This is a genomic window from Trebonia sp. (assembly GCF_049794275.1).
Taxonomy (GTDB): Bacteria; Actinomycetota; Actinomycetes; order Streptosporangiales; family Streptosporangiaceae; genus Trebonia.
On sequence record NZ_JBARCR010000073.1, the window covers coordinates 1 to 14,948 of the forward strand.

At 67.3% G+C, this 14,948-nt stretch carries 13 protein-coding genes; 5 read left to right on the forward strand and 8 right to left on the reverse strand.

What is annotated here, in order from left to right; genetic code table 11:
• Nucleotides 1–537: 537 nt before the first annotated feature.
• The 5 genes from WA805_RS01975 to WA805_RS01995 all read right to left on the reverse strand — a co-directional run bounded on the left by WA805_RS01975 (nucleotide 538) and on the right by WA805_RS01995 (nucleotide 5,416).
• Nucleotides 538–837 (reverse strand): hypothetical protein, encoded by a 300-nt coding sequence (locus WA805_RS01975; RefSeq protein ID WP_422288331.1) that lies wholly within the window; start codon nucleotides 835–837, stop codon nucleotides 538–540.
• Nucleotides 838–898: 61 nt separating this feature from the next.
• A complete protein-coding gene (locus WA805_RS01980; protein WP_422288332.1) occupies nucleotides 899–1,543 on the reverse strand; it encodes a recombinase family protein in 645 nt (214 codons plus the stop codon).
• A gap of 1,501 nt (nucleotides 1,544–3,044) precedes the next feature.
• On the reverse strand, nucleotides 3,045–3,701 hold the full coding sequence (locus WA805_RS01985) for a DUF2637 domain-containing protein (RefSeq protein WP_422288333.1): 657 nt from the start codon (nucleotides 3,699–3,701) through the stop codon (nucleotides 3,045–3,047).
• Nucleotides 3,702–4,176: 475 nt separating this feature from the next.
• Nucleotides 4,177–4,725 carry a dihydrofolate reductase family protein gene (locus WA805_RS01990; protein WP_422288334.1) on the reverse strand — a complete coding sequence of 183 codons (549 nt, stop codon included), beginning with the start codon at nucleotides 4,723–4,725 and terminating at the stop codon, nucleotides 4,177–4,179.
• Nucleotides 4,726–4,957: 232 nt separating this feature from the next.
• On the reverse strand, nucleotides 4,958–5,416 hold the full coding sequence (locus WA805_RS01995) for a hypothetical protein (protein ID WP_422288335.1): 459 nt from the start codon (nucleotides 5,414–5,416) through the stop codon (nucleotides 4,958–4,960).
• Nucleotides 5,417–5,669: 253 nt separating this feature from the next.
• Between WA805_RS01995 and WA805_RS02000 the strand changes: the two genes are divergently transcribed.
• On the forward strand, nucleotides 5,670–5,978 hold the full coding sequence (locus tag WA805_RS02000; RefSeq protein WP_422288336.1) for a hypothetical protein: 309 nt from the start codon (nucleotides 5,670–5,672) through the stop codon (nucleotides 5,976–5,978).
• A 943-nt stretch (nucleotides 5,979–6,921) separates the two neighbouring features.
• Here WA805_RS02000 and WA805_RS02005 read toward each other — a convergent pair.
• Nucleotides 6,922–7,203 (reverse strand): hypothetical protein, encoded by a 282-nt coding sequence (locus WA805_RS02005; protein ID WP_425241511.1) that lies wholly within the window; start codon nucleotides 7,201–7,203, stop codon nucleotides 6,922–6,924.
• Between the two features lie 208 nt (nucleotides 7,204–7,411).
• Between WA805_RS02005 and WA805_RS02010 the strand changes: the two genes are divergently transcribed.
• Both WA805_RS02010 and WA805_RS02015 read left to right on the forward strand, forming a co-directional pair.
• The gene (locus WA805_RS02010; protein ID WP_422288338.1) at nucleotides 7,412–10,414 is read left to right on the forward strand and encodes a hypothetical protein; all 3,003 of its coding nucleotides are present in this window, start codon (nucleotides 7,412–7,414) and stop codon (nucleotides 10,412–10,414) included.
• 253 nt (nucleotides 10,415–10,667) lie between these two features.
• Nucleotides 10,668–10,847, forward strand: coding sequence for a hypothetical protein (locus WA805_RS02015; protein ID WP_422288339.1), 180 nt, complete (start codon nucleotides 10,668–10,670; stop codon nucleotides 10,845–10,847).
• 81 nt (nucleotides 10,848–10,928) lie between these two features.
• Here WA805_RS02015 and WA805_RS02020 read toward each other — a convergent pair whose 3' ends face one another.
• Both WA805_RS02020 and WA805_RS02025 read right to left on the reverse strand, forming a co-directional pair.
• A complete protein-coding gene (locus WA805_RS02020) occupies nucleotides 10,929–11,753 on the reverse strand; it encodes a hypothetical protein (RefSeq protein WP_422288340.1) in 825 nt (274 codons plus the stop codon).
• A gap of 86 nt (nucleotides 11,754–11,839) precedes the next feature.
• Nucleotides 11,840–12,166: a hypothetical protein gene (locus WA805_RS02025; RefSeq protein ID WP_422288345.1), complete on the reverse strand. Its 327-nt coding sequence runs from the start codon at nucleotides 12,164–12,166 to the stop codon at nucleotides 11,840–11,842.
• Between the two features lie 594 nt (nucleotides 12,167–12,760).
• Between WA805_RS02025 and WA805_RS02030 the strand changes: the two genes are divergently transcribed.
• Nucleotides 12,761–14,179: a DUF2252 domain-containing protein gene (locus WA805_RS02030; protein ID WP_422288341.1), complete on the forward strand. Its 1,419-nt coding sequence runs from the start codon at nucleotides 12,761–12,763 to the stop codon at nucleotides 14,177–14,179.
• Nucleotides 14,180–14,395: 216 nt separating this feature from the next.
• A partial coding sequence (locus tag WA805_RS02035) for an alpha/beta fold hydrolase (protein WP_425241512.1) occupies nucleotides 14,396–14,948 on the forward strand: 553 nt, incomplete at its 3' end.

Below are 14,948 nucleotides of genomic sequence, written 5' to 3' on the forward strand. Positions count from 1 at the left end.
GGACTGGTCGCAAGGGCGCATCGTTTACCGCTATAAGTGATCCCCGTTACGACCTCTGACTAGCGGCCGACCGCGCCAGGGCCGACCAGAGCTCGCGGACTGCAGTCGATGACGCTCTCCAACAGACAGGCCCTGGTCGGCCTACGCTGCCGTGATTGAACCAGGACTTGATTATGCGTCCCTTCACGGCGGGCAGCCACAGCGCGAGACGCGATCGGTCTCGGCTGAGCGAGCGCATAGGAGGCCGCCTCGCATCTACGGCGCGCCAGCCGTCGCCAGCGTCCCCGCCCGTGGTCATCGTCCTAATCACCCCGTCTGCAGTTGTCACCACCCGCCGCGAGGAGGCAGAACGAACTCCGTGGTCAGGGCGATATCGATCATGTACGTAAGGTGCGTGTCGGTCTCGGACACGTTAAATCCCCATAAGCGGCCGTTTCCGGGCATGCTTGATCGCCACCTGCACTCGGCCTCCGGCCGCAGCGGGTGCTCTCTCATCCCTTTCTCGCTAGGCGGGGCTCTTTTCGCTGGTTCGGCTGGTCAGCGGCCTTTGCCAATAGTGACGGACAGCGCATCGTGACCGTCGACGCTCAGGGTCCGGCTGTCCGGGTCGTAGGTGAGGACGACGCCGTCGGCGCGCAGCCGGTCGATGAGGGCGGCCGCAGCGGCCGGACCTGTCACCTGGACTGGGCTGCGGTTCCCGCAGGAAGGGATACCGGCAGGGCCGGCGAGCAAGATGGCGATCGCGGCCAGGTGGGGCAGGATCTGGTCCTCGCGGACGTAGGTGTTCGCCGGCCGTCTGGTTCCGGCCGGGCAGCGCTGGTGTGGCCGTGGCGGCACCGGTAGGCGGGCTTTCCGTTGGACCACGCTGATTCAAGGCGCCGCCCGCACCGCCTGCATGTCAGGAGACCGGCCAGCAGGTAGCATCGTGCAGCCGGCCCGGCCCGGCCGGGCCGCGCGGCGTGGTCGTGTCCTGGGTCTTGACGAAGTCGGCCTCGCTGACCAGTGCCGCGTGCGCGGGATGCGTGGAGATGACCCAGCCTTCGGGCAGGTTCCACCGCTGCACCTGCCGGTGCCCGAGGCTGGTGTCGGCCGGGTCGGTCAGGTCGAAGTCGGTCCGCTGCCGGTTCCACACCTGCCGGCCCGTGTAGCGGGGGTTGGCCAGGATCGCGGCGACGGTTCGCAGAGTCCATGCTGCTCCCGTGCGGTGCGGGTTGCGGCCCGGGTCAGATGCGGACGGGCACGGCACTCCCGCGTCGTTGAGGGCGCGGGTGATCCGGGCGGCGCTGTGCCCGGCCAGCCGCTGGGCGAACATCCACTGTACGACGTGCGCTGTTTCCGGGTCCGGTTCGAGCCGGTGCGCCCGCCTGCCCCACGCGGCGTGCGCCTTGTTCGGATGCGGTCCCGCATCCCCGAGCCGGTACCCGTATGGCGGCCGGCCGCCCAGGTACCGGCCCTGCTCCAGGGTCTGCGCGGCCATCGCGGTCCGGACCCGGATCCTGGTCCGGGTGACCTCCCGCTTGGACGACAGGCCGAGGGCGAGCATCGTCTGCTCATGGTCTCGGCGTGCCAGTCGACCCGGCCGCCGACCTCTGGCATCCACAGCGAGACGCCGTAGTGCTCGAACAGCGGCGCCATCGACGCGTACTGGCTGCCGTAGAACGCCCGCTCGTACTCCCCGACCACGATCGCGTCCCACCCCCGGTCCGGGTCCGCGAGCTGCGCGACCAGCGCGGCCGCCTGCGGGCGCCGTGCCGACGACAGGACCCGGCTCTGCCCCGCGTCGAAGAACTCCGCCGCGATCACCCCGCGCCCCGCCGTCAGCATTACCGCCTGCTGCAGCTGCCGCGCCCGCGACGACTCGGGGTCCTGCCAGTCCTCGGTCGAGACCCGCCCGTAGAACGCGAACCGCAGCAGCCCGCGGCCCGGCTCCGCCCTCTGGCGGCGGCCCAGGCCATCCGCCCACCGCGCCAGGACATCCCATCCGGCGGTCGCCCGCCAGCCAAGAGCATTCCCATCGGCGCCGCGCACATCCAGGTCATCTCCGCGGCAGGCTTATCAGGGAATAACGCTATCTTTCCCATAATCCAGGAATTGACGCCATAAATCCAGTCCCGGGAAAGGGAAGCAGTCGCCATTTGGGCAAATACGGCCTATACCGCTTTCCGCGCGAGATTTCAGTTCCTTTCATTAAATAGGTTGAATTAGCGGGCACGGGGAAATCATTGCAGGCCCGGGCGACAGCCCGGCGAGGCGCGGTGTCGCCTCTGTCCGTGCCAGTCTTCGGCGGACGGCATTCACGTTGCTGCCTCGGTCGGCGTCTAGGTCCGGAGGACGCGAGCGAGCAGGGCCCGCCTGGGGTGCCGTTGACGAGCGCGGCTGCCGGCGCCAGAGCTGCTGAGGGCATTGAGAGGGCGGGTGACGACAGATCTGCCGCCCCTCATCGCACTGCCCGCTGCCCCGCCGCCGACGGCCGGTCATCAGCTGGTGATGCGTCGTCCGGCAGGACGGCCCGAATGGCGATTCAGCGCGTGGCGCCATGGTCAAGCGCTCGGCCGCGTACCGGAACCTGACAGGGACCGTGCTAGCCGTACCTCAGGTCCGGGTGCTCCCTCGGTCGATTTCTCGCTCATCGAGGATGAGGATCGAGATGCAGGCGGCCGGAGTAGCCGGCGCCGAAGAACACAGGAGGCATCGCAATGCGCGCACCGACCAACCGTCCCCTGGCTGAGCGCCAGCAAGGCGACGAGACCATGCAACCACCGACCAGGCCAGCTCCGTGGATCGTCGCCCGCATCTCTACGGAGTTTGGCCGACGTCATGTCAAGGGCGTCGCAATCATACGTTCTCTCGTTGCCATCTGGCTGGTGGCCCTGGGGTCCATCTTCTGCGCTTCCGGGCACTGGTGGGGAGCGCTCCTGTTCGTGGCGGCCGCACTGGTCGGTTCGCTCGCGTACCTGATGCCACGGTGGAAGGTGGCTCTCGATGCTGAGAACGCCCAGCCCTCAAGGTAGGTGTACGAGCAAAAGCTGACTCGTCCGGCATGGCTAGAGAGTAGGCGGGAAGCCAGCTCCCCTAACGAAGTCCCGCAGATTGATGGTCCGGTTGGGCGGCGGATCCTGACCTGGCGTCTTAGCCCGCGCAGCAAGATAATCGCGTAGCCGCTGTGCACGTGGCTGGCCGACATGAAGCTGAGCAGGAATGGTACGGATCGAGGGAACCAGGTCAGCCGCAAGCTGCTCGGCGAACGCCTTGGCGGCTGCTGCCTCTAGCGGGTCCACCTCATGCTCAGCGCCAGAGGAGCCGTCCGTCGATATCTGAGAACCGCGGATGACCAACATGAGGAGTTCGTAGGAACCGATCAGCGCGACCGCCGGCCACGCGGCCACGGCGGCGCCGATCGGACCATCGCCCAAGCCGTGGGCGACGTTAGCTGCAAGCGTCGCCGCGATGCCCAAGCCGAGGAGCCACCGCGCCAGCGCCGGAACCGGCATCTTCCGCCGCGCTGAGTCGAGCATCACCATCGAGCTGGCATATATCAGCCCGTCCACCGTGAGCGGGACCATGTGAGCCGTCCGCCCTGACTCACCGTGAGCTCGCACGAGATCGTAGGCATGCTCATAGGAAGCCACCGCGGCCACCGCCGCGACCCCGAGCACGGCAAGCGCCGTCGACCACCTGATGACCCGATCCGCGCCGTTCATCGCGCACCGCCAGTAGCCAGCGAAAACTCTGTGGTCAGGGCGATGTCGATCATGTGCGTAAGGTGCGTGTCGGTCCTCGGACACAGTCGTACGTCTCTGACCTACGCTTATTCGTTCCTAAGCTGAGCCGGACCCCGTAAAGTCGCAGGTCACAGGCAGGCGGGTTCAAGTCCGTCTCGGACACGAACCCTTTGCGCATGATGCGATGCCGCCAGTCTTGCGGCTGACCCTGCTGAGGGCGCCTGCCGAATCTGGCGCTACCAAGACCAGTGCCGCACTCACAGGCCGCGGCGCGCAGATCATCCGGTTCTGGCTTGTGCCAGAGCTATTCTCCAGACGACCGTGCAGAGTCGGCCACATCTTTGGCGGTCGGCCCGCGTGCCAAAAGTGAGCGGATCAATCCCGGGTCCCTTCCTGGGATGGCCCCGCCTCGATCAGGCTGCAAGGCCGAATGCTTGTCACGTATATAGGGCGTCTACGAAACCGTGGCGTAGTTCAGGTAAACAACGCCGTTGTCGTAGGTCTGCGAATCGGCCAGCGCCCACTTACGCGCTCCGGTCTCCGGACCGAACAACCTCGTGCCGCCCGCCCGGGTGATCGGGTAGACGAACAGATGAAGCTCGTCCACCAGGTTGTCGCCTAGGAGGGCGCGAACGAGGGTTCCGCTGCCGCTGACATAGAGGCCACCATCCACCCGGTCTTTGAGCCTCCTGATGGCGCCGGGATCGTACGGGCCGACGATCTCAGAATTGCGCCACGTAGCATTCGTCAGCGTCGAGGAGATCACGTACTTTGTCGTGTCGTTCATGAACGGCGCGCCGGGGTCGTCCTCCGCGGTACGTTCCGACCAGGCAGGCTCGAACATCTCGTAGGTCACCCGGCCGAGCAGGATCGCGTCGCAACCGCCCATGGCCTTGGCAATGGCCGTGCCCATCTTCGGGTCGAAGCCGAAGTCGAATGTCCACCGCGGCTCGTCGATGACGCCGTCTAGGGTGGTGAACTCGTGCACTCGGATCTTTCCCATGTGCTTCTCCCATCTGTCCGGGACCGGACGCGGCCACATTCGCACCCCCAAAATGCAGGGGTTCATGGCCATGACCGCGCGCCGCTTGGCGTACACACTCACTTCACGAAGAGACTTATTCCGAATCGACAAGCCAGCGGGTCGGGGCTTCCCTGAAGCCACTCACGCCCGGCTGGATGTAAGCCAGCCAGGGCAGTCCTCACGGGGGCTGTCTCAGGCACGACTGAGCTTCTTAAATCCCGGGCCCGGGGAAGGCCCCGCGCGAAGGCGTGTCAGGTGCCAGCGGCACCGATATTGACCTGCCAGCCGATGCCGTACTTGTCGGTGACAGCGCCGAAGGTGTCGCCCCAGAACTGCCGCTCCAGCTGGGCCCTGACCGTGCCGTCGGCGGCCAGGCCGTCGAACAGGGCCCGCAGCCGCTCCTCGTCGGTGCCGATGAGGGATAGTTCGATGCTGGTCTGCGGGTCTGCGGGTCGTTACTCGTGTCCTGGAGGTCGCTGGCCCGCAGGGTGATGTCACCGCCGGTGAGCAGGGCGTTGACCACCTGATTCTTTTCGTCGGCGGTCGCGGTGGGATCGACATCGTCCCGGCGGGTGATGGTGACCTGGCCACCGAAAACCTGCTGGTAGAAGGCGATGGCCTGCTCGGTGTTGCCTGGGAAGAACAGATAGGGGTTGAGCTCGACTGCCATGACTGTGTCCTTTCCATGGCGTTGGCACGACTTCCATACCCCGAACTGACGGAGCGGCGCCTCCTAACTCATCGGCATCCTGCAGCCACCAGCAGACGACGTTGAGGATCGCGCCGGTGCGGGCCTGACATCGGCCGGGCCGCTTCCGGACGGGATCGGCCGCGGCGACCAGGATTCCGGTGGTGGCATGCTGATAGCGGGAAGCGATCCCGCCTCTACGTTTCAGCCGAAGTCCAAGATGGGAGGGAGAGCCGTGCAAGCCGTCCTGCGAGTCAATTCGTTCGATCCCGATAAGCTGGCCGCAGACCAGGAGCAGCTCGAGGAGTTCAACAGGCTCCACGCTGCGCAGCCTGGCTTTCTCGGTAGCGTGACCGTCGATCTCGGGGAAGGGCGACAGTTCGTCCTCAACCTCTGGGACAGTGAAGAGCACCGCGTCGCAGGGCTCGGTGCTCTCGGACCCGCCGTCGAGCGCCTAGTCAATCCGCTTCTGGCCAGACCATCCGAGCTCATCGGCTTCGGGCCGGTAGTTGCCTCAGACGGGCTGCCTGCCACCGACGCCTGATGCCTCAAAAAGCCGCTCCGCCTAAACGCCGCTGCCCTGCGGACGATCCGCTACGGCTCCTGCTGTCGCCGGACCCGATGACCTCGCAGTCGATGTGCTCCATAGGATGCCAAACAAGGCAGCGCGGCCAACCGCGGCAATCGGCCGAGCCGGCCGGGCACATCGGCCACAGCACCGGTGGGATCCGGGCAGGACGCTCCGCCATGTTCCGCTTGCCCTCAGTGGAGGTTCTGCGGGTAGGTCGGGCCGTCAGAGGGCTCGATGGTCGGGGCGACGATCGGGTACACGTGCTGGGCTTCGGTACCACCGCTGCCATAGGGACGAGTGATGATCCAGCCGGTGCCCGTCCGGGTCGTCGAAATATACCCCGCGGCCGTCGTCCCACGCGTTGACCTGATTCGGGTCGTGGTGCATCGGGTCGGACCAGTAGGGCAGGTTCTGGTCGCGGGCCGGCCGAAGATCTCGTCGAACTCGGTCTCGGTAACCAGGAAGGCGTAATGCTGCCTGTCAAAGCCTGCGTCAGAGTCGATGAAGTCCAACGTGGTATCGGCGCTGACCTTTAGCACCGCGAAGTGGCCGAGCTTCCTCGCAGGCTCCAGGCGAGGACCTCGCTGTAAAAGCGGGCGCTGGCTTCGCTGTCGGCCGAGCTCAGTGGTCGGTCGACAGCACGGTCGCACCGCGAGCGGCGACGTCCAGACCGGCCAGCACCGCGCTGCCGCCGCCCGAGCCGATCGCCGCACGCCGGTGCTACCCCATGCCGGATGCCGCGGGACACGCCCACCTGCCGAGTGCCGTTGAGCGCGAGCAGGTATGCGCGCAACCGCTCGGCACGCGGCTGCCCGACATGTAGCCGGTGGCGGCGGATCTGCGCGGCTGCGGCTGGACGCTAACCCTTGAGCCGTGACCGGGGTGAAAGAGGAGGCCACCAACCCGGTTTATGCCGTCATCTGGTCGACCGCGCTGAGCGCCGAGCGGGATCCGGCCTGGGACCGTGCCGCAACCGTTGCGGGTCTTCGCCGGCGAGGATGGCGCGGATGGCCTGCAGGTGGATGGCGCGCCAGGCGGCGAAAGCGAGTGCTGCGGCAAGGTCGGGTTCGGCTGTGCCGGTGGCGGCCATGGCCTGTGCCAGGTCGGCTGCCAGGTGGTGTGCGGGCTTCCTCCCAGGCGACAGCGCGCTTGACCGCATCGCCGCGGTGACCGACCCGGCCCTACACAAGCCGGACACGATGGCAGCGCTGGCCAGCGGCCTGGAACGGGCGTGCCCTGGTGGCGTGGATCCGCCCACGCATCTGATCAGCGAGCGGCCGAAGGACTGGCTGCCGGATGGTGAACATTACCAGCCTCACAACTAGGCATCCCGTTACTCTGTGCAAGTGGGTGAATTCCTGGATCAACTGTCGTGGCGTCTGGTCGGGCCTCACCGTGGCGGACGGGTGGTTGCAGTTGCGGGTCATCCCAAGGAGCGGTCTACCTTTTACTTCGGCTCGACCGGCGGTGGTGTCTGGTGCACGACTGACGCTGGCATCACCTGGCGCAACCTGTCCGACGGGTTCTTCCACCGGGCGGCTGTGGGCGCGATCGCTCTGGCCCCCTCCGAACCGAGCGTGATCTACGCGGGTATGGGGGAAAGCACCATCCGCAACAACGCCTCATCCGGCGACGGCGTCTACCGGTCGGTGAACGGGGGGCTGACTTGGACCCATCTGGGTTTGGAGGCGACCCGCCACGTCTCCAGAGTGCTCGTCGATCCGACCGACCCTGACATCGTCTACATCGCCGCCCTCGGCCACGCCCACGGGCCCAATCCCGAGCGCGGCGTCTACCGCACCCGCGACGGCGGCGCCAGCTGGGAGTTGGTCTTGCACCGTGGCGAGGACGCGGGGGCGGCGGACCTATGCATGGACCCCCGGAACCCGCGGATCCTCTATGCGACTTTGTGGCAGGGGCGCCGACTGCCCTGGCACCTAAACAGCGGCGGACCTGGAAGCGGCCTGTGGCGGTCCATCGATGGCGGCGGCACCTGGGACGACCTGAGTCGACGGCCGGGCATGCCCAAGGGAGTCATGGGCCGGGCCGGAGTGACCGCCTCCGGGGCCCGGCCGGGCCGGGTCTGGTGCATCGTCGAGGCCGAGGACGGCGCTGTCCTCCGCTCTGACGACTACGGGGAACACTGGGAGCGTCTCTCCGAGCAGGCAGATCTGCGCCAGCGGGCCTGGTACTACAGCCGCGTCATCGCCGATCCCGTCGACCAGGAGACGGTGTGGGCGCTCAACGTGGAGTGCTGGCGCTCATCGGACGCGGGCAAGGTATTCTCCGTCTTCCCGGTCCAGCACGGCGACTGCCACGACCTGTGGATAGACCCCGCCGACCCCCAGCGCATGATCCTGGGGGACGATGGCGGTGCAAGCGTGAGCATGGACGGCGGCGAGAGCTGGTCTTCGCTCTACAACCAGCCCACCGCCGAGCTATACCACGTCACTACCGACACGCGCGAGCCTTACCGTATCTACGCGGCCCAGCAGGACAATACGACCATCGCCCTCCCCAGCCACTCCCGCTGGGGGGCCATCACCCAGCTGGACACCACCCATGTGGGTGGCGGCGAGAGCGGCTACATCGCGGTCCGGCCGGATAACCCCGACGTCATCTTCGCCGGCGACTACAAGGGCCTGATCACGCGCCACGATCAGAGCACCGGCGAGAGCCGTCCGATCATGGTCTGGCCTGACGAGACGGCGATGGCAGGCGAAGCCCGCTACCGCTTCAACTGGACCTCGCCGATCCTCCTGTCCCCGCACGACCCCAGCATCCTCTACCAGGCCGGCAACCGCGTCTTCCGGTCCACCGACGAAGGCCAGACGTGGGAACCAATCAGTCCCGACCTGACCCGCGACGACGCCGAGAAACTTCGCTCCTCAGGCGGGCTCACCCCCGACAACAGCGGCGCGGAGTACTACTGCACCATCTTCGCGCTGGCTGAATCGCCGCTGGCGCCGGGCCAGCTTTGGGCCGGGACCGACGATGGCCGACTCCACATGACCCGCGACGGCGGCCGGTCCTGGACCGAAATCACCCCGCCCGACCTGCCCCGCTGGGCGACGGTGCGCATGATCGAGGCCTCGTCTCACGAGGCCGGTACCGTCTACGTGGCGGCCGAGGCCCACATGCTGGACGACTTCCACCCCTACCTGTGGCGGACGCGGGACTTCGGCGCCAGCTGGGAGCGGCTGGACCAGGGCTTGGAGGAGGACGAGTACTGTCACGTGTTGCGCGAGGATCCCGCCCACCGCGGCCTGCTGGTGTGCGGCACCGAGTTGGGCTTGCTGGTTTCCTTCGACGACGGGACAAACTGGCAGCGCTGCCGCGGCGAGCTGCCGCGGGTTCCGGTGCACGACTTCGTCTTCAAGGGCGATGACCTGGTGGTGGCCACCCATGGCCGGTCGATCTGGGTCCTAGAGGACCTGCCCGCGTTGCGCGAACACCGGCACGAGCTGGACGCGGCGCCTCTGCACCTGTACCAGCCCCGCCGCCAGGTCCGCTGGATCACCGATCGGGGGTTCCCCGCGAAGGGCGAGGCGCGCCGCTCCTACTCCCTGCTGGGACCGGTAGTGGTTGCCTATGACAAGCGCCAGCTCCCAGGCCGGACCGAGACTGTGAACGTGCCTGTGGGAGTAGGCCGGAACCCAACCGACGGGGTGGCGGTGCTGTACAGACTCCAGGACCCCGGCGACAGCGAGCTGCGGCTCACGTTCCGCGACGCCGTCGGCCGGGAGGTCCGGACGCTGACAGCGCGGCCGGGAGACGAGGATCGCAAGCCGGAAAAGGGCAAGCCCAAGGACCCGGTGCCGAACCGCCGGGCGGGTCTGAACCGCTTCGTCTGGGACGGCCGACACGAGCGCGGCACCCAGATCGAGATCGATCCACCCGAGGACGAGGACGCCGCCGCTAACCTGGGTCCAGCGGTGGCACCAGGTCGCTATACGGTGCGCGTAGAGCTGGGCGGACAGGCAGCCGAGGCTGGGTTCGAGATCGCCGCCGATCCGCGCAGCCGCTACACACCCGAGCAGGTCGCCGCCCAGTACGAGCTGGATCTGCGGCTCTGGGGCCTGCTGTCCGACCTGTACCACGGCGTGAACCGGGCGCGGCGGGCGCGCTCGGAGCTAGGAGAAAGCGAGTCCGATCTCCTGCTGCGGCAGGAGCTGGAGGCCGTGGAGTCGGACCTGCTCGCGGACGGTGGCGGCAAGCGCTCCATCTTCGTCCCTCGAGCTGCCCTGGACATCCGCCTGGTGAGCCTGCGCGAAGTGGTCGGGTCGGCGCCGCCGAACGCCCCCGCGGTGGAGCTGGCGGGCCAGGTTCAGGCCCAGCTGGAGCAAGTGCTCCTGCGGCTGTCTGCCGTGCTCGAGCGTGCCCAGCAGGCGCGGGCGCAAAAAGACTGACGCGCGGGTCTGCAGTGCTGCGTCCAGGATTGACCGGAGACACGGCGGGAGAATCGCGAAGCGATGCTGACGATCACATCATTCGCGGCCTGGGCGGCAGCTTCACTGGGGTGGCCGTCCCCTACGTCCGGAGTACGTCCGCACGTGAACCATCGTCCGAGTAGTCGCAACCTGCCAATCGAAAGAGGTGTCTGTGGTGCTAAGGGCGCGGATCGAAATTGTTCTCTCAGCCCTTCTGGGGACGGCGACGATCGTGACGGCCCTCTGGCCGACATGGATCGAGGGCCTGTTCGGGTTCGACCCCGATGGCGGGAACGGTACGGCCGAATGGTGGATCGTCGCCGTGCTTGCCGTGATCACCGTCGCCGCAGCCGCACTTGCCCGTCGCGACCTGCGCGTCGTCCGACGCCGCGCGTCCGTCAGCACACCCTAGTCGCTTCGGTTCCCCGCCCAGACCCTAGGCCAGCCGTCTTGGCCCCGGTGTTGGCGGCACCTCACGCCGCTAGGCCGGGGCTTACAGGAAGTTGTTTGGCCAGATCATGGTCCGCCACATGTGTGCTACTGGGGAGCCGTCGAATCCGAGCCCTTCTTCGGGCTGTCGGAAGTTCCGGCCTACTATGTCCTCGAACTCGTCGTAATCAACTACCGCGGCGGGGTCGAAAGAATAGATGTCGTTGATGGTGACCAGGCGCGAGGTCATGTACCAGCGGTGCCGACGCGCCGCCTCATGCTCTCGGCGGATGTAGCCGGGCGGATTATAGTCAGGGCCGAAATAGTCGACGTATGCCTGCGGGTAGCGGTATCCCACTGACTCATCCGGGAAATAGCGCAGTGCCTCGTGCTTCTCGATGGCCCATGCGACCTCCGCATCGACATACGGCCCGACCAGCTGCGCGCCCCAGTATCCATGGTTGGCCGACAGCAGCCCGGCGATGGCGATGTCGTGCAGCAGGCACGCAATGATCACCTTCTCGCCGAGCCCGTTCTCCCGCGCTACCCTGGCGCTTTGCAGCAAGTGCATCCGGGGGATCTGGCCAAAGCGCAGCAGAAAGAAGTCCTTCAGCGTGGGGCGCTCGGGCATCTTGGGCAGCGCGGGATTGTCTCCCATCATGAAGACGGTGTCCGGGTGGCGCGCCTCGGCCAGCAGGGCGCCCTGGCAGGAGGCTGCGGGCGTGCCGATGACTGCTGTGGCCGGAGGCATGATGATGCGGCGCCTGCGATCAACGGCGTCATCCAGCGGTTCACGGATCCAGTTCTCAAGACCGGAGTCGCGCAGGGAAGCTGGCAGTTCATGGGGCAGTACCCGGCTGGACGGTGGTGCCTTAGCTGATCCGGACATGCGAACTCGTCCCTTCGTCGCTGCGGTCTGATCTAGGCGCTGAGGCCTTTCGCTGGGAACGGTCCCGCTAGTGGCTCTACGCCGATCTAAAGCCAGACCTGCGCCGGAAGTCCAGAGGCGGGTAGGTGTAGCAGAGCGAGAAGCAAGGTCGTGTCGGCCAGCGGCCAGACCCGCACGATGCCGTCGTCGCCGCCGGTGACGATGACCGCGGCGCCATCCGGCAATCGCCCGACGGCCACCGCATTCACCGGGCCGGTGTGGCCGCGCAGCGGTTCCCCCACCGGGGTGCCGTCAGCCAGCCGCCAGACCCGCACGGTGCCGTCGTCGCCGCCGGTGACGATGACTGGGGCGCCATCCGGCAGCCGTCCGACGGTCGCTGCGCGGACCCGGCTGTACCCGCCATCGCGCAGCAGTTCCCAATCCGGTAGCTGTCACCCAGTCGCCGCAGCCGGACTGTGCCGTCGTCGCCGGTAACACAAACCATGGCGCCACTTGGAGGCCTACCCCACAGTGACGGAAGAACGTCAGGTGTCTGCCCCTGGGCTGTCGCCCTCCTCTCCACGCGGGTACGGCCGTCTGTCGGCGGTACCATCGGCGGGTGACCATGATGTGCGGGTGACGGCACCGTCCCGGAGCCGCCGCAGCTGTTTGCGGAGCAGCCCTCCATCGTCGGCCGAGACGATGAGCAGTCAGCCGTCGGGCGAAGGCCGATGCAGAACCGAACGGCCGGGAAGCAGTCCACGACGTCGCCCGTGCCCTCCGGCGCCAGAACTGAAAATCTGCGTGCGTTCACCCGCGCGGCCGACCCGATGCAGGATGCCGACGGCAGGTGGGATAGTGCATCGTTACCTTCCGGTGTCGCCTCGGTTGGCCCCTGGGACTATGCGTGATGACGCCGTCAACGTAAAATCCAGTCGTGATAGGCCTTGAGATGGCCTGGGTCCTCGGCGGATTTCTCTGGCAGCACTTGGTTGCCGTCAACGGTCATGATCGGGGGCAGTGACATCATGAGCGCGATTTCTCCAGGCGTTCTCGCGCCGCCGCACGAGGTGCTCACGCCTGATGAGTGGCGGGCCCGGGGCCGGGAGCGGCGCAGCTCTGCGTCCCGGTCAAGCCACGCGCAATGGGCGCCGCCTGCGGACCGGCCAGACCCAGTCGCCGTACTGGAGGAGCAGGCCAAGACCCGGGTGCCGGACCTGATACCGATCCGGTACGGGCGGATGATGGCCTCGCCGTTCGCCTACTTCCGCGGCGCGGCGGCGCCAATGGCATGGGATCTGGCGCATACGCCCACGTCTGATATCCGGGTGCAGGCCTGCGGGGACGCGCATCTGCTGAATTTCGGCATGTATGCGGCGCCCGACCGGCGCCTGGTCTTCGACGTCAATGACTTCGATGAGACGCTTCCGGCGCCGTTCGAATGGGACGTCAAGCGGCTGGCGGCCAGCTTCGCCGTCGCCGCGCGGGGCAACGGCTTCTCAGACCGCGACGCCCGTACCGCCGCGCGCCTGGCCGTGCGCAGCTATCGCACCGAGATGGCGGGCTATGCCACGATGCGTTTCCTGGAGGTCTGGTATTCCAGGATCGATGTCGACGAGGTGAGCAGGCTGTTCGACGCGCTCCAGCCGAAGGGCGCCGTGCGCCGTCGCCACCGGGATATAGCCAAGGCGCGCCGCAGGACGAGCCTGCGGGCGTTCCTGAAGATGTGCGACCAGGTCGAGGGGCAGTACCGCATCCGGCCGGCTCACCCGGTGATCGTGCGCTTTCCCATCGAGCTTTACCCGGGCGTCCTGGAGGAGTTGCGCAGCGCCGTCGCGCAGTATCAGCAGACGCTGAACGCGGACCGGCGGGAGGTGCTGCGCCGCTACTACTTTGGCGACTTCGCGCGCAAGGTCGTCGGCGTCGGGTCGGTCGGAACCGAGGCGTTCGTCATGCTGCTGATCGGCGACCGAGCCGACGAGCCTTTGTTCTTGCAGGTCAAGGAGGCACAAGAGTCGGTGCTGGCCCCGTTCGCCGGGCCAGGCGAGTATCAGCACCACGGCGAGCGTGTGGTCAGGGGCCAGCGGCTGACCCAGGCCGCTACCGACCCCTTCCTCGGCTGGACGACCGGCGCCGGAACCGATGGCAGGGCCGGCAAGCACTATTACGTCCGCCAGCTGCGCGACATGAAGGGCAGCATGACCGTCCCGCTGATGGACCCGCTGCAGCTTGACTACTACGGCAGGCTCTGCGGCTGGGCGCTGGCCCGCGCGCACGCCCGGACCGGGCGGGCCACCATGATCTCCGGCTACATGGGCGCCAGCGAGGTCTTCGACCACGCCATCGCGGACTTCGCTGTTGCCTACGCCGACCAGAACGAGCAGGACTACCAGCGGCTACTCGAAGCCATCTCCGCCGGACGCGTGCTGGCGACCATCGAGCAGTGACAGCGCGCGCTGGCAGATAACGCCGGCGCAGCTCCTAATGAATCGAAGAGACCGACTCGGCCGATCTGCCAGACGCGGGCACGTCCAAAACTGGCAGTCGCCAAGATATGGCTGTCAAGAAATCCATTAAAGATCAACAACCCATCCGCTTATCGCCATGATTGGTCGACTCCACGTAAGTATTCGGAAATCGTCTGAAGGGGCGTTGGCGTCGACCTGCGAGGCTTCGGTGACTCCGGCAACGAGCCGGGCGAGTACGACAGCACGACGTCGGCCGAAGACCTGCACCTTCTCATGGGGCACCTCGGCGTCGGCCCGGTCCACCTCACCGGGCAGGACATCAGCGGGGCGACGGTCTTCCGCCTCGCGACCGCGCACCCGGAAGACGTGCTCAGCCTCACCGCCATCGAGATGGGCCTGCCCGGCTTCGGCCTGGAGATGCTGGCCGACGTCACCCACGGCGGCGCATGGCACATCGGCGTCCTCGCCGCGCCCGGCATCCCGGAAATGCTGCTCGCCGGCCGCGAGCGCGAGTTCCTGGGACAATTCGCGTTCCCGGCGATGAGCGCGACCCCGGGAGCGATCACCGGCGCCGACATCGACGAGTTCGCCCGCACCTACTCGCGCCCCGGCGGCTGGCGCGGAGCGGCCGGCCTCTACCAGTCGATGCTGCGGGAAGGCCCCGAAATCAGGGCTCTCGCCAAGACACCCGGGCTGACCGCGCCCGTCCTCGCGGTCGGCGCAGGCGGAGGCCCCTTCACGGCCGGCA

Excerpts from the sequence above, each read along its gene's own strand:
- WA805_RS02030 (WP_422288341.1), top strand. The coding sequence starts at position 12,761 with ATGAGCGCGATTTCTCCAGGCGTTCTCGCGCCGCCGCACGAGGTGCTC.
- WA805_RS02020 (WP_422288340.1), bottom strand. The coding sequence starts at position 11,753 with ATGTCCGGATCAGCTAAGGCACCACCGTCCAGCCGGGTACTGCCCCAT.
- WA805_RS01990 (WP_422288334.1), bottom strand. The coding sequence starts at position 4,725 with ATGGGAAAGATCCGAGTGCACGAGTTCACCACCCTAGACGGCGTCATC.
- WA805_RS01995 (WP_422288335.1), bottom strand. The coding sequence starts at position 5,416 with ATGGCAGTCGAGCTCAACCCCTATCTGTTCTTCCCAGGCAACACCGAG.
- WA805_RS01985 (WP_422288333.1), bottom strand. The coding sequence starts at position 3,701 with ATGAACGGCGCGGATCGGGTCATCAGGTGGTCGACGGCGCTTGCCGTG.
- WA805_RS01980 (WP_422288332.1), bottom strand. The coding sequence starts at position 1,543 with ATGCTCGCCCTCGGCCTGTCGTCCAAGCGGGAGGTCACCCGGACCAGG.